This window comes from Streptomyces sp. NPDC034111 (assembly GCF_055575375.1).
This window is the reverse complement of sequence record NZ_JBVIST010000037.1, coordinates 1-18,053: the sequence shown is the minus strand read 5'-3', so window position 1 is coordinate 18,053 and position 18,053 is coordinate 1. Positions and strand designations below refer to the sequence as shown.

Sequence of the window (18,053 nt, the reverse complement as noted above, 5' to 3'; positions counted from 1 at the left end):
GAGCCGCGAGTTGACGAGACACCGGCTGGGATATGAGCATGCAAGATCAACGATCTTGGGGCCTGCGAAGCAACGCTTTGTTTCCGGACAGCTTCGTAAAGCCTCGATCTTCTGCCACTGCGCGTCCGTGAGCTCATGTCGCCGCACCATAAGACGCAGCTGCCCAGCTGGAGCACTGATCCACCCACCCTGGCAAGAGCCATCAGAAACGGCCTAGTGCGGCGCCCCCCGCCACCCCGCCACCGGGAGGGCGAACTTGGCGACCAGACGGTCCGTGAAGGAGGCGTGATGCAGTCGCGCCAGGCGTACGGGGAGGGCACCGCGGCGGACCTCGACGCGAGCGCCGGCGGGGAGTTCGACGGTGCGGCGGCCGTCGCACCACAGCACACCGTGCGGGGTCTTGGGCTGGACCTCGACGGCGAGGACCGAGCGCGGCGAGGTGACCAGCGGCTTGGCGAAGAGGGCGTGGGCGCTGATCGGGACCATCAGCAGGGCCTCGACCTCGGGCCAGACGACCGGTCCGCCGGCCGAGAAGGCGTACGCGGTCGAGCCGGTCGGGGTCGCACAGACCACGCCGTCACCGCCGAAGCGGGAGACCGGCCGGCCGTCGACCTCGGTGACGACCTCCAGCATCCGCTCCCGTGCGGCCTTCTCCACCGACGCCTCGTTCAGGGCCCAGTCGGTGTGCACGACGTTGCCGTTGTTGCGGACGAGGACGTCGAGCGTCATCCGCTCCTCGACCTCGTAGGAGCGGGTGACGACCCGGTCCACCACCTTGTCGAGGTCATCGCGTTCGGCCTCGGCGAGGAAGCCGACCCGGCCGAGGTTGACGCCGAGCATCGGGACGCCGGAGGTCCTGGCGAAGTCCGCGCCGCGCAGCAGCGTGCCGTCACCGCCCAGCACGACCAGCAGTTCGCAGCCCTCGGCGGCGCACTGCTCGGACTCGACACGCTGGACCGCGGCCGGCAGCGGCAGATCCGCGGCCTCCTCCGCCAGCACCCGCACCCCGATGCCGCAGCGCAGCAGGCCCTGGACGACGAGTTCGGCGCTGCGGATGGCCGCGGGACGGCCGGTGTGGGCGAGCAGGAACACCGTCCGCCCGGCTCCGGCGTTCTCGTGTGCTGCGCTGCCTTCAACTGCCTGGGTAGTGGTCAACGAGGCCCCTCCGCCACTGCACGGTCGACATCCGCCGGGTCGAGTGCAGGCGCCCCGGCGCGCAGCCACAGAAAGTACTCGACATTCCCGGAAGGTCCAGGCAGCGGGCTCGCAACTACTCCAAGTACGCCAAGTCCCAGTTCCGCCGCTCGGCCCGCGACGGCGCACACCGCCTCGGCCCGCAGCGCCGCGCTGCGCACCACCCCGCCGCTGCCCAGCCGCTCCTTGCCGACCTCGAACTGCGGCTTGACCATCAGCACCAGGTCCGCGTCCGGCGCCGCGCAGCCGACCAGCGCGGGCAGTACGAGTCCCAGCGGGATGAAGGAGAGATCGCCGACGACGATGTCGACGGGCTGGGAGTCGATCTGCTCCAGCGTCAACTCGCGTACGTTGGTGCGGTCCTTCACGGTGACCCGGTCGTCGCTCTGGAGCGACCAGGCGAGCTGGCCGTAGCCGACGTCGACGGCGACGACATGACCCGCGCCGGCCCGCAGCAGCACATCGGTGAAGCCACCGGTCGAGGCGCCCGCGTCCAGCGCCCGCCGGCCCTCGATCTTCAGGCCGAGCGGGACGAAGGCGGCGAATGCTCCGGCGAGCTTGTGGCCGCCGCGCGAGACATAGTCGGGGTCGTTCTCGTCGGCGCGTACGACCAGGGCGGCGCTGGTCTCCACCTGGGTGGCCGGCTTGGTCGCTGTGGTGCCGCCGACGGTCACCCGGCCCGCGGCGATCAGCTGGCCGGCGTGCTCGCGGGAACGGGCCAGCTTGCGGCGCACCAGCTCCGCGTCGAGTCGGCGTCGTGCCACTCCTGCCACCTGTGGTTCAGCTCCTGTTGTCGTGCGTCGTCGAGAAAGTCGAGGAAGGTGTGGGCGGCCCGGGGTGCTGGTCGAGACCGGCCAGCACATCGCGCAGCCCCCGGTGCACATCCTCGTACACCTGGAGGTGTCCACTCGACGGCAGGTGGTCGGCGTCGACGAGGCGCCGCAGCGCGGTATCGACCGCGGCCTGTCCGGTGGGGCTCACCCCCACCCCGAGCGGCTGCGGCCCGGCGGGCCCGTCCGGCGCTCCGGGCCGCTGGGTCTCCCCGCCCTCCCCGGCTGCTCCGGGCGGCACAGGGTCCCCGGCCTGCGCGGTTTCCCCGGGCGCGGCCCCCTCGGGCCCCGCGTTCGCGGCAGGCTCCCCTGGCTCCGCGGTCACCGCGGGCGCCTCCGGCTCCGGGCCGGACGTCGGCTCTTCCATGTCCCCGACGCTACCTCGGCCGGCGCGCTCAGGGGCGAACGAGCCGTCCGCGACCTGGCGTATCGTCGGGCGGGATGGCAACTCTCGACCAGTGCCGTGCCGCGCTCGACCGGCTGGCCCAGAATCTCTCCTCCGCCGACGGCAGTGTCCGCAGTGCCGCCACGCTCGACCGTTCGCTCAGCTGCCGGATCACCGATCTCGATGTGACGTTCCTCGGGCGGCTGGCCGACGGCACCCTCAAGGACGTCACCGGTGTCCCCGGCCCTCCCCCGCGGAAGGCCGAGATCCGGCTGACGATGACGGGCGACGATCTGGTCGCGCTGGTCGACGGCCGGCTGAACTTCGCCAAGGCCTGGGGCAGCGGCCGGGTCAAGCTGGAGGCCGGTCTGCGCGATCTGCTGCGCCTCAGGACGCTGCTGTAGTCGCCCGCGCCGCCGGCCGCCGGCCGTGGCGCGGCTGCCGCGCGGCGGGCACGACCAGGGGCGTTCCGGTCTCCGGGTCGTCGATGACCTGACAGCCGATCCCGAAGACCTGTTCCACCAGCTCCGCGGTGACGATGTCGGACGGCGCGCCCTGGTCGATGACCGCGCCGTCCTTCATGGCGATGAGATGGGTCGCGTAGCGGGCGGCGTGGTTGAGGTCGTGCAGTACGGCGACCAGGGTGCGCCCCTGCTCCTCGTGCAGTTCCGCGCACAGGTCCAGCACCTCGATCTGATGCTGGATGTCCAGGTATGTCGTCGGCTCGTCCAGGAGGAAGAGCGGGGTCTGCTGGGCGAGCGCCATCGCGATCCACACCCGCTGCCGCTGGCCGCCGGAGAGCTCGTCGACATAGCGGTCGGCCAGCTCGCCGACGCCGGTCGCCGCCATCGACTCCTGGACGATCCGCTCGTCGTCGGCCGACCACTGGCGCAGCAGCCCCTGGTGCGGATAGCGGCCGCGCGCCACCAGGTCGGCGACCGTGATCCCGTCCGGCGCTGTGGAGGACTGCGGCAGCAGCCCCAGCGTCCGGGCGACCTTCTTGGCCGGGAGCGACGAGATCGCGGTGCCGTCCAGCAGGACCGAGCCGGCGGCCGGCCTGAGCATCCGCGACAGGGCGCGCAGCAGCGTGGACTTGCCGCACGCGTTGGGGCCCACGATGACGGTGAAGGAGTGGTCGGGGACGGCGACCGAAAGGTTCTCGGCGATGACCCGCTGGTCGTAGGCGAGGGTGACGTTCTCGGCCGTGAGACGGCTCACTGGGGAACTCCTGGGGTTGTGGTGTCGCTGCTGTGGCACGGTGGACGGCCCGCCGGCGCCGGGCCGCCGCCACACGGTGCCCGGCCGCTCCGCTCCGGTCCGCTCAACCCCGCTCATATCCGCCCCGCCTTCCGCTCCGTGGCCAGCAGCCACAGCAGATAGCCGCCGCCGAGGACGCCGGTCAGCACGCCCACCGGCAGCTGGTCGGCGCCGAAGAGCCGCTGGGAGGCCCAGTCGGAGGCGACCAGCAGCAGGGCCCCCATGAGGGCGGCGGGGACCGGGTTGGGGCCGGGAGAGCGGGTCAGCCGCCGGGCCAGCTGAGGCGCGGTGAGCGCCACGAAGGAGATCGGCCCGGCCGCCGCGGTGGCGGAGGAGACCAGCACGACCGCGGCCAGCAGGGCGACGATGCGGACCCGGTCCACCCGTACGCCGAGCGCGTACGCGGCGTCATCGCCCATCTCCAGCATCCGCAGCGGCCGCCCGTAGCACAGCACCAGCGGGAAGCAGACGGCGCAGACCGCGGCCAGCGGCCAGACCTGGTCCCAGTCACGGCCGTTGAGGGAGCCGGTCATCCAGGTGGTGGCCCGGGTGGCCTCGACGATGTTCGCCTTGGTGATGAGGTAGAGCACCAGCGCGTAGAGCATGGCGCTCGCCCCGATGCCGACGAGCACGAAGCGGTAGCCGTGGATGCCGCGCTTCCAGGCGAGCAGGAAGACGGCGAGCCCGGTGACCACCCCGCCGGCCACCGCTCCGGCCGCGACCGCGAAGGTCCCCGCCTGGAAGTAGACGATGGCGGTCAGCGCGCCGACGGACGAGCCCTGGGTGAAGCCGAGGAAGTCCGGGCTGCCCAGCGGGTTGCGCGAGACGGTCTGGAAGACCGCCCCGGATATCCCGAACGCGGCGCCGACCAGCAGCCCCACCAGCACCCTTGGCAGCCGCAGGTCCTGCACGATGAACGTCTGGCCGGCGTCGCCGCCGCCGGTCAGCGCGCCGACCACCTCGCCGGGCGTCATCGGGTAGTCGCCGGAGCCGATCAGCGCGATGCCGGCGGCCAGCGCGAGCGCCAGCAGCAGCAGTCCGACGAGGACGGCGCGGACGTCCAGGCGCAGCGAGAGCCCGCCCCTGGTGCGCAGTGCCCGCACCCGCTGGGTGCCCTGCCGGGGCTTGACGGTGGTACTCACAGCTGGGCCATCCTCCGACGCCGTACGAGGTAGATGAAGACCGGGCCGCCGACGACGGCCGTGACGATGCCGACCTGGAGCTCGCCGGGGCGGGCCGCGACCCGGCCGAGGATGTCCGCGCCGAGCAGCAGGACCGGTGAGAGCACCGCGGAGTACGGCAGGATCCAGCGGATGTCGGGCCCGGTGAGGGCCCGTACGGCATGCGGAACCATCAGGCCGACGTAGACGATCGGGCCGCAGGCGGCGGTCGCGCCGCCGCACAGCAGGGTGACCGCGAGCATCGCCAGGACCCGGGTGCGGGTCAGCCGGGCGCCCAGTGCCCGCGCCTGGTCGTCGCCGAGCGCGAGGGCGTTCAGCGGACGGGCGATCAGCAGTACCAGGGCACCGCCGACGGCGAGGAACGGGGCGATCCCGGTGACCGTCGGAAGGGTGGCGGCGGCCAGCGAACCGACCGTCCAGAAGCGCATCTTGTCGAGTGCGGCGTTGTCCATCAGGTTGACGGCGTTGAGGTAGCCGGTGAGGACGGCGGTGAGCGCGGTGCCGGCGAGGGCGAGGCGTACGGGAGTGGCGCCGCGGGTGCCGCCGAGGACGTAGACCGCGACGGAGACCAGCGCGGCACCGGCGAAGGCGAACCACACATAGCCGGTCAGCGAGGTGACGCCGAAGAAGCTGATGGCGGTGACCACGGCGGCCGAGGCGCCGGCGTTGATGCCCAGAACTCCGGGGTCCGCCAGGGGATTCCGGGTCAGCGCCTGCATGACCGTGCCGGCCAGGCCCAGCGCGGCGCCGGCGAGCAGACCGAGCAGGGTGCGCGGGATGCGCACGTCGTGGACCACCACATCGGTGTCGGTGCCGGAGTAGTGGAACACCCCGTGCCACACCTGGTCGAGGGGAATCTGCTTGGCGCCGACGGCGATTCCGAGGACGGCGATGACGGCCAGTACGGCCACGGAGGCGACCAGCCCCGTGGCGCGCAGGACTTGCCGCCGTCGGGGTGCCGCGGGGGCCGGGGCCGTTGTGGCTGCGGGGGGACTGTCGACCAACACGATGGTTAGGTTAGCCTACCCTCACATTCACCCCATGCAGGCCCTCCCAGAGAGAAGCACACCCACCATGAGCACGTCCCGGAACGTCACTCTGTCCCGCCGCGGAATCCTGGCCGCCGGCGGCGCCGTCGGCATCGGCGCGCTGCTCGCCGCCTGCGGCGGGAAATCAGGGGTGGCGGGCGCCAACAGCGGTGCCAAGGGCGGCCCGTGGTCCTTCACCGACGACCGCAAGCAGAAGGTCTCCCTCAAGAGCACCCCGCAGCGCATCGTCGCCTTCACCGGCACCGCCGCCGCACTGCACGACTTCGGGATCGACGACCAGATCGTCGGCGTCTTCGGCCCCACCACGCTCAAGAACGGCAAGCCCGATCCGCAGGCCGGTGACCTCGACGTCGACAAGGTCACCATCATCGGTAACGCCTACAACCAGTTCAACGTGGAGAAGTACGCGGGGCTGCGGCCCGACCTGCTGGTCACCAACATGTACGAGCCGGGCGCGCTGTGGTTCGTCCCGGACGACAGCAAGGACAAGATCACCGGGCTGGCCAAGTCCGTCGCCCTCACCTCGTCCCGCACCCCGCTCGTCAAGATCATCGAGCGCTACGCCGAGCTGGCGCAGTCGCTCGGCTCCGACCTGAAGGCCAAGCGGGTCACCGACGCCAAGACCCGCTTCGAGCAGGCCTCCGAGAAGCTGCGCCGGGCCGCGAAGTCCCACCCGGTCAAGGTGCTCGCCTGCTCCGGCAGCCCCGACCTCTTCTACGCCTCCAACCCCGGTATCAACGCCGACCTCATGTACTACAAGTCCCTCGGCGTCGACCTGATCGTCCCCGACCACCTGGACAAGGGCGGCTACTTCGAGAGCCTCAGCTGGGAGAACGCCGACAAGTACAAGGCCGATGTGCTCCTGCTGGACAACCGGACCGCCACCCTCCAGCCCAAGGACCTGGCCGCCAAGCCCTCCTGGGCGAAGCTGCCCGCCGTCAAGGCCGGCCAGATCACGCCCTGGTCGAGCGAACCGCGCTTCTCCTACGCGGGCGCCGCACCGCTCGTCGAGTCGCTGGCCAAGGCGATCGAGAGCGCCAAGAAGGTCAACTGACGCACGCGTTCAACGGCCGCGGTGGAACGCGGGAGAACGCCTTCCACCGCGCCTGCACCGTCCCGACCCCCACCACCGTCCCGGGAGGTTCTCCCCCATGACCACGACCGCCGCCCCCGCCACCGCGCCGTTCCGCTTCTTCGATGTGCAGGTCGTCCGCTCCCGACGGCTCGGCCCCTCCATGGTGCGGGTCACCTTCGGCGGCGAACGGCTGGAGGAGCTGGTCTCCGGCGGCCGTGACCAGCGCTTCAAGCTCTTCCTCCCACAGCCCCACCAGGACCGGCCGGTCTTCCACGACACCGGCGAGGGCTGGTACACGACCTGGCGGGCCCAGGACCCGGCCGAGCGCCCGCTGATGCGCTCGTACACGATCCGCGAACAGCGCACGGGCGCTGGGGAGTTCGATGTCGACTTCGCGCTGCACGGCGCCGAGCCGGGGGCCGCCGCCATGACCGGCGGCCCGGCCTCCCGCTGGGCCGCGCGGGCCCGCCCCGGCGACCGGCTGACCGTCCTCGCCCCCGTCGTCGAGGACAACGGCGGCGTCGACTTCCGCCCGCCGGCCGGCACCGACTGGATCCTGCTCACCGGCGACGAGACGGCGCTGCCCGCGATCGCCGGCATCCTGGCCTGGCTCTCCCCCGGCACCCGGGCCGAGGTCTGGATCGAGACCGGTCATGAGGACGACCGGCAGCCGCTGCCGACCCTCGCGGACGCCGAGATCACCTGGCTCGTCCGGGACGGGGCGGCCGCGGCCCCCCACGAGCCGGTGCTCGACGCGCTGCGCGCCGCCGGACTGCCCGCGGGCACGCCGTACGCCTGGATCGCCGGTGAGGCCGGGACCGTCAAGGCGGTGCGCCGGCATCTGGTCGGTGAGCGCGGATTCGACCGCCGGGCCGTCAAGTTCACCGGCTACTGGCGGCGCGGCGCCAGCGAGGAGGAGCTGCTCGCGGAGCTGACGGCGGGGACGGCGACGGCCGAAGAGGACTGAGGCCCGCCGCCGCGGTGCGCCGGGGCCCCGCCCGGGCCCCGGCCCCTCACATCCCGATCCGCGCCAGCGCCTTGCCCGCGTCCGCGGGGCAACTGCCCTCGCCCGCCGCCGTCCAGGCCGCCGCGCACAGCGCCCGCAGCCCGTCCAGCGGGGTGCCCGCGCCCGCCACGTCGAGGGTGTCCCCGGACGCCTCGGCCCGCCAGCCGCCGCACCGGAAACCGCCGTTGTCCGCGGTCACCTCCGGCTGCGGGGTGAGCAGTCCGCGCAGATCGGCGTCCACGTAGGCCGGGCGGTGCTGCGGCGGGGCGGCCAGCAGCTCGGCGGCGGTGGTGACACCGGTGAGCACCAGCAGCGCGTCGACCTCGCCGTTGTAGGCGCCCTCGATGTCCGTATCGAGCCGGTCCCCGACCACCAGCGGCCGCCGGGCCCCGGTGCGCAGCACCGTCTCCCGGTGCATCGGCGGCAGCGGCTTGCCGGCCACCTGAGGCGTCCCGCCCGCGGCGGTCCGCACCACCTCCACCAACGCCCCGTTGCCCGGGGCGATCCCGCGCTCCTTCGGGATGGTCAGATCGGTGTTGGACGCGAACCACGGCACCCCGCGCTGCACCGCGTACGCGGCCTGCGCCAGCCGCTCCCAGTCCAGCGTGGGGTCGAATCCCTGCACCACGGCCGCCGGCTCGTCGTCCACGGAGAAGACCGGTTCCAGACCGCGCTCGCGCAGCGCCACCACCAGGCCGTCGCCCCCGACGGCCAGTACCCGCGCGCCGGCCGGCACCTGGTCGGCGATCAGCCGCGCCACCGCCTGCGCCGAGGTGATCACATCGTCCGGGCCGGCCGGCAGCCCGTACCCGGTCAGCTGGTCGGCGACGGTCTGCGGGGTCCGTGCGGCGTTGTTGGTCACATACGCCAGGTGCATCCCGCCGTCGTGTGCGCGCAGCAGCGACTCCACGGCGTGCGCGACGGCCTGGCCGCCGGCGTAGACGACCCCGTCCAGATCCAGCAGCGCCGTGTCGTACGCCTCGCTCAGCGGGCGCCGGCACCCGTCGGGCCGACGTCGCCCGCCCCCTCCCGCCCGCCCGCGCATCTGCTCGTTCATGCCGTCTCGCTCCTCGTTCCCATGTGTGTGTACGAAGGGCCCGCGCGCACCATAAGGGCGCGCGCCCCGCGCCGCCGGGTCTCGCCGGTCTCCGTCCCGCGCCTACCGATATTTCCGGCCACCGTCGGGCTGTCCCCCGATCTTCCCTCATCGGGCCGGCGGCATAGCATTCTTCAATGACCAGTACCGACGGCCTCCGCCTCCTCCCGTTCCGCGGACTGCGCTACGCCCCGGAACGGGTCAGCAGCCTGACCGCCGTGACCTCGCCGCCGTACGACGTGGTGGTCCGGCCGGAGGGGGTGCGCCATCTGGAGACCGCCGATCCGTACAACATCGTCCGGCTGATCCTCCCGCACGCCGCGGACCCCGCCACCCGCCACCGCCAGGCCGCCGACACTCTGCACCGCTGGCGCGCCGAGGGAGTGCTGACCCAGGACGCCGAGCCCGCGCTGTACGTCTACGAGCAGCGCTCCGGCGAGGTGCTCCAGCGCGGACTGATCGGTGCGCTGCGCCTGGACGGCCCGGTACTGCCGCACGAGGACGTGATCCCCGAGGTCGTCGAGGACCGGGCCGCCCTGATGCGTGCGGCGGCCGCAAACTTCGAGCCGTTGCTGCTCTCCTACCGTGGCCTGAACAGCGCCAACGGCGCCACCGCGGTCATCGAGCGGGTGGTGGCGGAGGGCGCTCCGCTGCTCGCGACGACCACGGAGGACGGTTTCACCCACCGCCTGTGGGCGGTCACCGACCCCGTCGATCTCGCGGCGATCGACGACGATCTCGCCCGCCGGCAGGCCCTGATCGCCGACGGCCACCACCGCTGGGCCACCTACCAGCGGCTCTACGACCAGCAGCCCGGCGCCACGGCCGCCTCGCCCTGGGCGTCCGGCCTGGTACTGCTGGTCGACACCGCCCGCTATCCGCTCCAGGTCCGCGCGATCCACCGGGTGCTGCCGCATCTGCCGCCCGCCAAGGCACTGGCGGACCTGGCCGGCGCGTTCCGTGCCCGTACGCTCCCCGGCGGGCTGTCCGCCGCGATGGCGGCCCTGGAGGAGACGCCCGGCACCGCCTTCGTCCTGACCGGCGGCGACTCCTTCCACCTGCTGGACCGGCCGGACCCCGGTCTGCTGGACCGTACGATCCGCCGCGACCGGCCCGAGGCCTGGCGGCAGCTGGACGCCACCGTGCTGCACTCCGCCCTGCTGGACGAGGTCTGGCGCATCCCGGACCGGCCGTCCGACATCAGCTATCTGCACCACACCGGGGCCGCCGTCGAACATGCCGCACGGCACGGCGGGACGGCGGTGCTGATGCGCGCCACCTCGGAGGAGACGGTCCGTCAACTCGCCGAATGCGGAGTGACGATGCCGCGCAAGTCCACGTCCTTCGGGCCCAAGCCGGCCACCGGTCTGGTGCTGCGCACCCTGGACGACCACGACAACTGACGCCCGGTCCGCCCGCCCCGCGGCACCTCCAGCCCTTCCCGGGTCGTAGTTAGGTTAGGCTTACCTCACTACGTCGCCGGGCAGGGTCTCCCTGCCCCTGCGCACGCACCTTCCTGCGCAGGACGTGGTCAACTCCGCACCAGGGAGGACACCTTCATGAGTCTCCTCGCGCACCCCGCCGAGGACCCGGCCGACAGCCGGACGTATCTGCTCACCAACGGAACGGCCCACCGCTACCACCGTGCGGTCACCGAGAGCGTCACGCGGATCAGCGCCAAAATCGCCGGAACCGCCCGCCCGTTCACCGGCATCTCCGTCGACGGCCTGCTGCCCACGGTCGCCGGCGTCGACCTCGACACACCCCTGCACGACGCCACCGCCGCACTCGACGAACTCGACGAGGTCTACCTCCGCGACGCCGTCTACTTCCACCACCCGCGCTACCTCGCGCACCTCAACTGCCCCGTGGTGATCCCCGCCCTCGTCGGCGAGGCGGTGCTCTCCGCCGTCAACTCCTCCCTGGACACCTGGGACCAGAGCGCCGGCGGCACACTCATCGAGCGCCGGCTGATCGACTGGACGGCCGGCCTGATCGGCCTCGGCGAGCGGGCCGACGGCATCTTCACCAGCGGCGGCAGCCAGTCCAACCTCCAGGCCATGCTGCTCGCCCGGGACGAGGCCTGCCGGCGCGAACTGACCCGCGCGGGCGCGCCGGACGGTGCCCGGCTCACCGACGTACTGCCCCGGCTGCGCATCCTCACCTCCGAGTGCAGCCACTTCAGCATCCGTAAGGCCGCCACCCTGCTGGGGCTGGGCGCGGAGGCCGTCCTCACCGTCCCGGCCGACGCACACAAGCGGATGCGCACCGCCGGCCTGGCCGACGAGCTGGCCCGCTGCGAACGCGACGGCCTGATACCCATGGCCGTGGTCGCCACCGCCGGCACCACCGACTTCGGCTCCATCGACCCGCTGCCCGAGATCGCCGAACTGTGCGACCGGTACGGCGCCTGGATGCACGTCGACGCGGCGTACGGCTGCGGGCTGCTGGTCTCCCGCCGCCGCGAGCTGCTCTCCGGCATCGAGCGCGCCGACTCGGTGACCGTCGACTACCACAAGTCCTTCTTCCAGCCGGTCAGTTCCAGCGCCGTCCTGGTCCGCGACCGGTCGACTCTTCGACATGTCACCTACCACGCGGACTATCTCAACCCGCGCCGGATGGCCGAAAAGCGCATCCCCAACCAGGTCGACAAGTCGATCCAGACCACCCGCCGCTTCGACGCCCTCAAGCTCTGGCTCACCCTGCGCATCATGGGCGCCCGGGCCGTCGGCGAACTCTTCGACGAGGTCATCGACCGCGCCGCGGACGCCTGGAAGCTCCTCCATGACGACCCCCGCTTCGAGGTCGTCGTCGCACCGCAGCTGAGCACCCTGGTCTTCCGCTACCTGCCCGGCGGCGACGACGGCGACCCCGAACTCGCCGACCGGGTCAATCTGCACGCCCGGGAAGCCCTGTTCGCCTCCGGCGACGCGATCGTCGCGGGCACCACGGTCGACGGCCGCCACTACCTCAAGTTCACCCTGCTCAACCCGGAGACCACGCTCGAGGACATCGCCACCGTCCTCGACCTGATCGCCGAGCACGCCGGCACCTTCCTCGCCGAGCAGCCCCGGCCGGCGCTCACCGCGCGCTGACCTCCCCCGAGCCGATCCCTCTCCCGGAGACCCCTGTGTCCGCCCCTTACGACGCCTCCCCGTACGACTTCCTCGCCATCGGCCTGGGCCCGTTCAACCTGGGCCTGGCCTGCCTGACCGAACCGATCGACGGCCTGAACGGCCTGTTCCTGGACGACAAGGCGGCCTTCGACTGGCACCCCGGCATGATGCTGGACAGCAGCCACCTCCAGGTCCCCTTCATGGCCGACCTGGTCACCCTCGCCGACCCCACCTCCCCCTTCTCCTTCCTCAACTACCTCAAGCAGTCCGGGCGGATCTACCCGTTCTACATCCGCGAGAGCTTCTATCCGCTGCGCGCCGAGTTCAACGACTACTGCCGCTGGGCGGCCGGCCAACTCGACTCGATCCGCTTCGCCCACCAGGTCACCACCGTCGAGTACGACGAGCGCGACGAGCTCTACGCCGTCCACGCCGAGCACCTGCCCACCGGCGAACGCCGCACCTTCCACGCCCGCAAACTCGTCCTGGGCACCGGCACCCCGCCCCACCTCCCCGAAGCCTGCCGGGGCCTGGGCGGCGATCTGCTGCACAACACCGACTACCTGGACGCCAAGCCCGCCCTCCAGGCCAAGGACTCGATCACCCTCATCGGCAGCGGCCAGAGCGCGGCCGAGATCTACCACGACCTCCTCCAGGACGTCGACAGCCACGGCTACCGGCTGACCTGGGCCACCCGCTCCCCGCGCTTCTTCCCCCTCGAATACACCAAGCTCACCCTGGAGATGACCTCCCCGGAGTACGTGGACTACTTCCACGCCCTCCCCCCGGCCACCCGCGACCGGCTCAACGCCACCCAGAAGCACCTCTACAAGGGCATCGACTCGGCGCTGATCAACGACATCTTCGATCTGCTCTACCAGAAGAACCTGGCCGGCCCGGTCCGCACCCGGCTGCTCACCAACACCGCCCTGAACAGCGCGCGTTACGACGAGACCACCGGCACCTACACCCTCGGCCTGCGCCAGGAGGAACAAGGCACCGACTTCTCCCTGGACACCCAGGGCCTGGTCCTCGCCACCGGCTACCGCTACCGCGTACCGGACTTCCTCACCCCGGTCCGCGACCGGATCGTCTGGGACGCCACCGGCCGCTACGACGTGGCCCGCAACTACAGCATCGACACCACCGGCCACGGCATCTTCGTGCAGAACGCCGAGCTGCACACCCATGGCTTCGTCACCCCCGACCTCGGCATGGCCGCGTACCGCAACTCCTGCATCATCCGCGAGCTGCTGGGCCGTGAGCACTACCCGGTCGAGAAGGCCATCGCCTTCCAGGAGTTCGCCGCACCGGCCGGTTCGCACCACCCCACGGAGATACCCGTATGACCGCCCCCGTCTTCACCCGCACCGACCCCGTACTCGGGGAGTTCGCGCTGCGCCCGGTCGATCCGCCCGCCGACGCCGCACTGCTGCACCGCTGGGTCACCCACCCCAAAGCCGCCTTCTGGCTGATGCAGGACTGCGACCTGGCCGCCGTGGAGAAGGAGTTCGCCCGGATCGCCGCCGACCCCTTCCACGACGCCTTCCTCGGCCTGCACAACGGCACCCCCGCCTTCCTCATGGAGCGCTACGACCCGGCCCACCGCGAACTGGTCGGCATCCACCCCGCCGAACCCGGCGACATCGGCATGCACTTCCTGTGCGCCCCCACCGGCACCCCGCTGCACGGCTTCACCCGCGCCGTGCTCACCACCGTCATGGAGATGCTCTTCGCCGACCCGGCCACCCACCGCGTCGTCGTCGAACCGGACACCCGCAACACCGCCGTCCACGCCCTCAACGCGGCCGTCGGCTTCGAGATCCTGCGCACCGTCTCGCTCCCCTCCAAAGACGCCCACCTCAGCACCTGCACCCGCGACCAGTTCCTGGCCACCCGAGGAGACCACCGATGACCGCCGGCACCACGCCGACCGCCCAGGACGCCGTCGCCCACCTCAGCCCCCGTCTGTGGGCCCGCGCCAACCGCCTGCTGATCCGCAAGGCCCTCGCCGAGTTCGCCCATGAACGGCTGCTCACCCCCAAGCGCCTGCCGCAGGACGCCCACTACGCCGTACCCAGCGACGACGGCCGCACCGAGTACCGCTTCGCCGCCCGCAGACAGGCCCTCGACCACTGGCAGGTCGACCCCGACAGCATCACCCGCCTCCGCGACCACACCGAACTCCCCCTGGACGCCCTGGAGTTCTTCATCGAACTCCGCGACTCCCTGGGCCTCGGCGACGGCATCCTCCCGGTCTACCTGGAGGAGATCAGCTCCACCCTCTCCGGCACCGCCTACAAGCTCGCCGCCGACGAGCCCACCGCAGCGGAACTCGCCACCGCCGGCTTCCAGGCCATCGAGACCGGCATGACCGAGGGCCACCCCTGCTTCGTCGCCAACAACGGCCGCCTCGGCTTCGGCATCCACGAGTACCACGCCTACGCCCCCGAGACCGCCACCCCGCTCCGGCTGATCTGGCTCGCCGCCCGCCGCGACCACGCCACCTTCACCGCCGGCGCGGGCCTCGACTACGACACCCTCATCCGCGCCGAACTCAGCGAGGACACCCGCACCCGCTTCGCCGCCACCCTCACCGCCCTCGGCCTCGACCCCGACGACTACTACCTCTTCCCCACCCACCCCTGGCAGTGGTGGAACAAGCTCTCCGTCACCTTCGCCGCCGAGGTCGCCCAGCACCGCCTGGTGTGCCTGGGCCCCGGCGACGACGACTACCTCGCCCAGCAGTCCATCCGCACCTTCTTCAACACCACCCACCCCACCCACCACTACGTCAAAACCGCGCTCTCGGTCCTCAACATGGGCTTCATGCGCGGCCTGTCCGCCGCCTACATGACGGCCACCCCGGCCATCAACGACTGGCTCGCCCGCCTGATCGCCGCCGACGACACCTTCCGGGCCGCCCGCTTCTCGATCATCCGCGAGCGCGCCGCGATCGGCTACCACCACCGCCAGTACGAGGCCGCCACCGACAAGGGCTCCCCGTACCTGAAGATGCTCGCCGCCCTGTGGCGGGAGAGCCCCGTCCCCACCCTGGAGCCCGGCGGGCGGCTGGCCACCATGGCCTCGCTCCTCCACACCGACCGCCACGGCGGCTCGTTCGCCGCCGCCCTCATCGCACAGTCCGGCCTCGACCCGGCCGTCTGGCTGCGCCGCTACCTCGACGCGTACCTCACCCCGGTCCTGCACGCCTTCTACGCCTACGACCTGGTCTTCATGCCGCACGGCGAGAACGCCATCCTGGTCCTCCAGGACGGCGCGGTGGACCGCGTGATCTTCAAGGACATCGCCGAGGAGATCGCCGTGATGGACCCCGACGCGGTGCTGCCGCCCGCCGTCGAACGCATCCGCGCCGACGTCCCCGACGACAAGAAGCTGCTCTCCGTCTTCACCGACGTCTTCGACTGCTTCTTCCGGTTCCTGTCCGGCACCCTCGACGACCGCGGCATCCTCGACGAGGACACCTTCTGGCGCACGGTCGCCGAGTGCGTCACCGACTACCAGAAGTCGAACCCGCACCTCGCCGACAAGTTCGCCCAGTACGACCTGTTCGCCGACGAGTTCGCGCTCTCCTGCCTCAACCGCCTCCAGCTGCGCAACAACCAGCAGATGGTCGACCTCCAGGACCCCGCGGGCGCCCTCCAGCTCGTCGGCACCCTCCCCAACCCGATCGCCCCCTACGCGCCCACCGCCTGACCCTCCCCCGAACGCAGAAGGGCGGGACCCCGTACGGGATCCCGCCCTTCACTCTCCGCTCACACGGGAAGCTCAGCCCTCCTCGGGCCGCTCACCGGAGTCTGCACCGGCCGGGTCGGCCGCGTCGGCGTCGCCGTCCTCCTCCACCTCGCCGGACTCCTCCAGCACATCGGTGAACTCCACCCCGTCCAGCTCGGCAAGCCGGTCCGAGGCGTCCGTCGTACCGCCCTGGTCGGCCTCCAGCGCCCTGGCGAACCAGTCGCGCGCCTCGTCCTTCCGGCCGACCTCCAGCAGCGCATCCGCGTAGGCGTACCGCAGCCGCGCGGTCCACGGGTGCACGGCGCTCGACGCCAGCTCCGGGCTCTGCAGCGTCACCACCGCGGCGTCCGCCTGCCCCATGTCCCGGCGGGCACCCGCCGCGACCAGCCGCATCTCGACCTGACCGGACTTGTCCAGCTTGTGCACCTCGGGCTCACCGGCCATCGCCAGCGCCTTCTCCGGCCGGCCCAGACCGCGCTCGCAGTCCGCCATGACGGGCCACAGCTCCACGCCACCGGTCATCCGCCGCGCCGCCCGGAACTCCGCCAGCGCCTCGCTGTACTTACCGACCGCGTACGCCGCGAAGCCCGCCGCCTCGCGCACCGCGGCAACCCTGGACGCCAGCCGCAGCGCCACCCGCGAGTACCCGTACGCCTTCTCCGGGTCCTCGTCCAGCAGCTTCGCCACCATCACCAGGTTCTTGGCAACGTCCTCGGCGAGCGTCTTCGGCAGGCTCAGCAGCTCCTGCCGCACATCCTTGTCGATCTCGTCACCGGTGACGTCCTCCGGAATCGGCAGCCGCTTGATCGGCTCCCGGTCCCGGTCACGGCGGTCATCGCGACGGTCGTCGCGGCGGTCGTCCCGCCCACGGCCCGCGCCGTACGGCCGACGCCCGCCCCGCTCGTCGTCCCGCCGGAACCCACCGCGCTCACCGCCCCGGTCGTCCCGCCGCGGCCCCCGGTCGTCCCGCCGGAACCCACCACGGTCGCCACCCCGGTCATCGCGACGGAACCCGCCCCGCTCACCACCGCGGTCATCACGCCGGAACGAAGGCCGGTCACCACCACGGTCATCCCGCCGCTCATCACGACGGAACCCACCACGGTCACCCCCGGACGGCCGGTCATCACGACGGAACGCAGGACGCTCCCCACCACGGTCATCGCGCCGGAACCCACCGCGATCGCCACCACGGTCATCACGACGGAACCCGCCCCGGTCACCACCACGGTCATCACGCCGGAACGAAGGCCGGTCACCACCACGGTCATCCCGCCGCTCATCACGACGGAACCCACCACGGTCACCACCACGATCGTCCCGACGCTCGTCACGCCGGAACCCACCACGCTGCTCGCCACCGCGGTCGTCACGCCGGAACCCGGGACGGTCCCCGCCCCGCTCACCGCCGCGGAAGCCACCACGCTCGCCACCGGAGGAACGGTCATCCCGCCGGAATCCACCCCGGTCATCGCGCCGGTCGTCCCGACGGTCGTCGCGACGGAACCCACCACGGTCGCCCCCGGACGGCCGGTCATCACGACGGAACGAAGGACGCTCCCCGCCCCGCTCGTCGCGACGGAACCCGCCGCCACGCTCATCGTCACGACGCGGTCCACGCGGCCGGTCATCGCGACGGTCGCCACCACGGAATCCCCCGCGGTCGCCGCCGGCGGGACGGTCCCGGTCATCGCGGCGGAACCCACCGCGCCCGCCACCACGCTCATCACGTCGGAAACCGCCGCGCTCACCCCGGTCGGCGTCGCGGCTGTCGCGACGCGGCCCGCGGTCATCACGCCGGAAACCACCGCGGTCACCGTCGTCGCGCCGCTGCGGACGGCGCTCCGAACGATCGTCGGAAGAGTTGGTGGACATCGACGTGACTCCTGTCTTCGGTACTGCATTCATTCTCGCGCACCGACCAGTTCGGCGCGCTTCGGGCTGTGCTTGTTTCAAAACAGCAAAAAGGACCCTTGGTCCCAGCATGCACGCTGGGACCAAGGGTCCTGAAAGATTGTTCGGCGGCGTCCTACTCTCCCACAGGGTCCCCCCTGCAGTACCATCGGCGCTGAAAGGCTTAGCTTCCGGGTTCGGAATGTAACCGGGCG

The 18,053-nt window shown here is 71.8% G+C and carries 17 protein-coding genes and 1 rRNA gene; 8 read left to right on the top strand and 10 right to left on the bottom strand.

The features are described 5' to 3' along the window. Window positions 1-213 precede the first annotated feature (213 nt). Genes ACZ55A_RS36865 through ACZ55A_RS36855 form a run of 3 tightly spaced genes read right to left on the bottom strand, consistent with a single transcriptional unit; the run spans window position 214 to window position 2,391 of the window. Window positions 214-1,092, bottom strand: coding sequence for an NAD kinase (locus ACZ55A_RS36865; RefSeq protein ID WP_468849438.1), 879 nt, complete (start codon window positions 1,090-1,092; stop codon window positions 214-216). A 59-nt stretch (window positions 1,093-1,151) separates the two neighbouring features. Further along, window positions 1,152-1,967 carry a TlyA family RNA methyltransferase gene (locus ACZ55A_RS36860; RefSeq protein WP_468849434.1) on the bottom strand — a complete coding sequence of 272 codons (816 nt, stop codon included), beginning with the start codon at window positions 1,965-1,967 and terminating at the stop codon, window positions 1,152-1,154. A gap of 7 nt (window positions 1,968-1,974) precedes the next feature. Then, window positions 1,975-2,391, bottom strand: coding sequence for a hypothetical protein (locus tag ACZ55A_RS36855; RefSeq protein WP_468849432.1), 417 nt, complete (start codon window positions 2,389-2,391; stop codon window positions 1,975-1,977). A 74-nt stretch (window positions 2,392-2,465) separates the two neighbouring features. Here ACZ55A_RS36855 and ACZ55A_RS36850 point away from each other — a divergent pair, with 74 nt between their 5' ends. After that, the gene (locus ACZ55A_RS36850; RefSeq protein ID WP_468849430.1) at window positions 2,466-2,813 is read left to right on the top strand and encodes a sterol-binding protein; all 348 of its coding nucleotides are present in this window, start codon (window positions 2,466-2,468) and stop codon (window positions 2,811-2,813) included. On the opposite strand, the gene ACZ55A_RS36845 is transcribed toward ACZ55A_RS36850, so the two are convergent. From ACZ55A_RS36845 to ACZ55A_RS36835, 3 genes are all read right to left on the bottom strand, one after another. Continuing rightward, window positions 2,797-3,627 (bottom strand): ABC transporter ATP-binding protein, encoded by an 831-nt coding sequence (locus ACZ55A_RS36845; RefSeq protein ID WP_468849429.1) that lies wholly within the window; start codon window positions 3,625-3,627, stop codon window positions 2,797-2,799. The genes ACZ55A_RS36850 and ACZ55A_RS36845 overlap by 17 nt on opposite strands. A 113-nt stretch (window positions 3,628-3,740) precedes the next feature. Next, window positions 3,741-4,808 (bottom strand): FecCD family ABC transporter permease, encoded by a 1,068-nt coding sequence (locus ACZ55A_RS36840; RefSeq protein ID WP_468849428.1) that lies wholly within the window; start codon window positions 4,806-4,808, stop codon window positions 3,741-3,743. Then, a complete protein-coding gene (locus ACZ55A_RS36835) occupies window positions 4,805-5,854 on the bottom strand; it encodes a FecCD family ABC transporter permease (protein ID WP_468849427.1) in 1,050 nt (349 codons plus the stop codon). The genes ACZ55A_RS36840 and ACZ55A_RS36835 overlap by 4 nt, the downstream gene beginning before the upstream one ends. Before the next feature lie 67 nt (window positions 5,855-5,921). Here ACZ55A_RS36835 and ACZ55A_RS36830 point away from each other — a divergent pair, with 67 nt between their 5' ends. Next, window positions 5,922-6,950 carry an ABC transporter substrate-binding protein gene (locus ACZ55A_RS36830; RefSeq protein WP_468849425.1) on the top strand — a complete coding sequence of 343 codons (1,029 nt, stop codon included), beginning with the start codon at window positions 5,922-5,924 and terminating at the stop codon, window positions 6,948-6,950. Between the two features lie 97 nt (window positions 6,951-7,047). Continuing rightward, on the top strand, window positions 7,048-7,938 hold the full coding sequence (locus ACZ55A_RS36825) for a siderophore-interacting protein (RefSeq protein ID WP_468849424.1): 891 nt from the start codon (window positions 7,048-7,050) through the stop codon (window positions 7,936-7,938). A 46-nt stretch (window positions 7,939-7,984) separates the two neighbouring features. Here the strand turns inward: ACZ55A_RS36825 and ACZ55A_RS36820 are convergent, their stop codons facing one another. Beyond that, the gene (locus ACZ55A_RS36820) at window positions 7,985-9,034 is read right to left on the bottom strand and encodes an HAD-IIA family hydrolase (protein ID WP_468849422.1); all 1,050 of its coding nucleotides are present in this window, start codon (window positions 9,032-9,034) and stop codon (window positions 7,985-7,987) included. 176 nt (window positions 9,035-9,210) lie between these two features. On the opposite strand from ACZ55A_RS36820, the gene ACZ55A_RS36815 reads away from it, so the two are divergent. The 5 genes from ACZ55A_RS36815 to ACZ55A_RS36795 all read left to right on the top strand — a co-directional run bounded on the left by ACZ55A_RS36815 (window position 9,211) and on the right by ACZ55A_RS36795 (window position 15,906). After that, entirely contained in the window at window positions 9,211-10,476 is a 1,266-nt protein-coding gene (locus ACZ55A_RS36815; RefSeq protein ID WP_468849420.1) for a DUF1015 family protein, read from the top strand. Between the two features lie 156 nt (window positions 10,477-10,632). Next, the gene (locus tag ACZ55A_RS36810; protein ID WP_468849419.1) at window positions 10,633-12,168 is read left to right on the top strand and encodes a pyridoxal phosphate-dependent decarboxylase family protein; all 1,536 of its coding nucleotides are present in this window, start codon (window positions 10,633-10,635) and stop codon (window positions 12,166-12,168) included. Between the two features lie 35 nt (window positions 12,169-12,203). Then, complete coding sequence (locus ACZ55A_RS36805) at window positions 12,204-13,538, top strand: lysine N(6)-hydroxylase/L-ornithine N(5)-oxygenase family protein (protein WP_468849417.1); 1,335 nt, start codon at window positions 12,204-12,206, stop codon at window positions 13,536-13,538. Beyond that, window positions 13,535-14,104 (top strand): GNAT family N-acetyltransferase, encoded by a 570-nt coding sequence (locus ACZ55A_RS36800; protein WP_468849416.1) that lies wholly within the window; start codon window positions 13,535-13,537, stop codon window positions 14,102-14,104. Before ACZ55A_RS36805 ends, ACZ55A_RS36800 begins: the two co-directional genes overlap by 4 nt. Continuing rightward, entirely contained in the window at window positions 14,101-15,906 is a 1,806-nt protein-coding gene (locus ACZ55A_RS36795; protein WP_468849414.1) for an IucA/IucC family protein, read from the top strand. Before ACZ55A_RS36800 ends, ACZ55A_RS36795 begins: the two co-directional genes overlap by 4 nt. Before the next feature lie 72 nt (window positions 15,907-15,978). On the opposite strand, the gene ACZ55A_RS36790 is transcribed toward ACZ55A_RS36795, so the two are convergent. The 3 genes from ACZ55A_RS36790 to rrf all read right to left on the bottom strand — a co-directional run. Then, entirely contained in the window at window positions 15,979-16,743 is a 765-nt protein-coding gene (locus ACZ55A_RS36790) for a tetratricopeptide repeat protein (protein ID WP_468849436.1), read from the bottom strand. Next, on the bottom strand, window positions 16,680-17,753 hold the full coding sequence (locus tag ACZ55A_RS36785; protein WP_468849440.1) for a hypothetical protein: 1,074 nt from the start codon (window positions 17,751-17,753) through the stop codon (window positions 16,680-16,682). The genes ACZ55A_RS36790 and ACZ55A_RS36785 overlap by 64 nt, the downstream gene beginning before the upstream one ends. Before the next feature lie 208 nt (window positions 17,754-17,961). Next, window positions 17,962-18,053, bottom strand: a 5S ribosomal RNA gene (rrf, locus tag ACZ55A_RS36780); the annotation flags it as partial.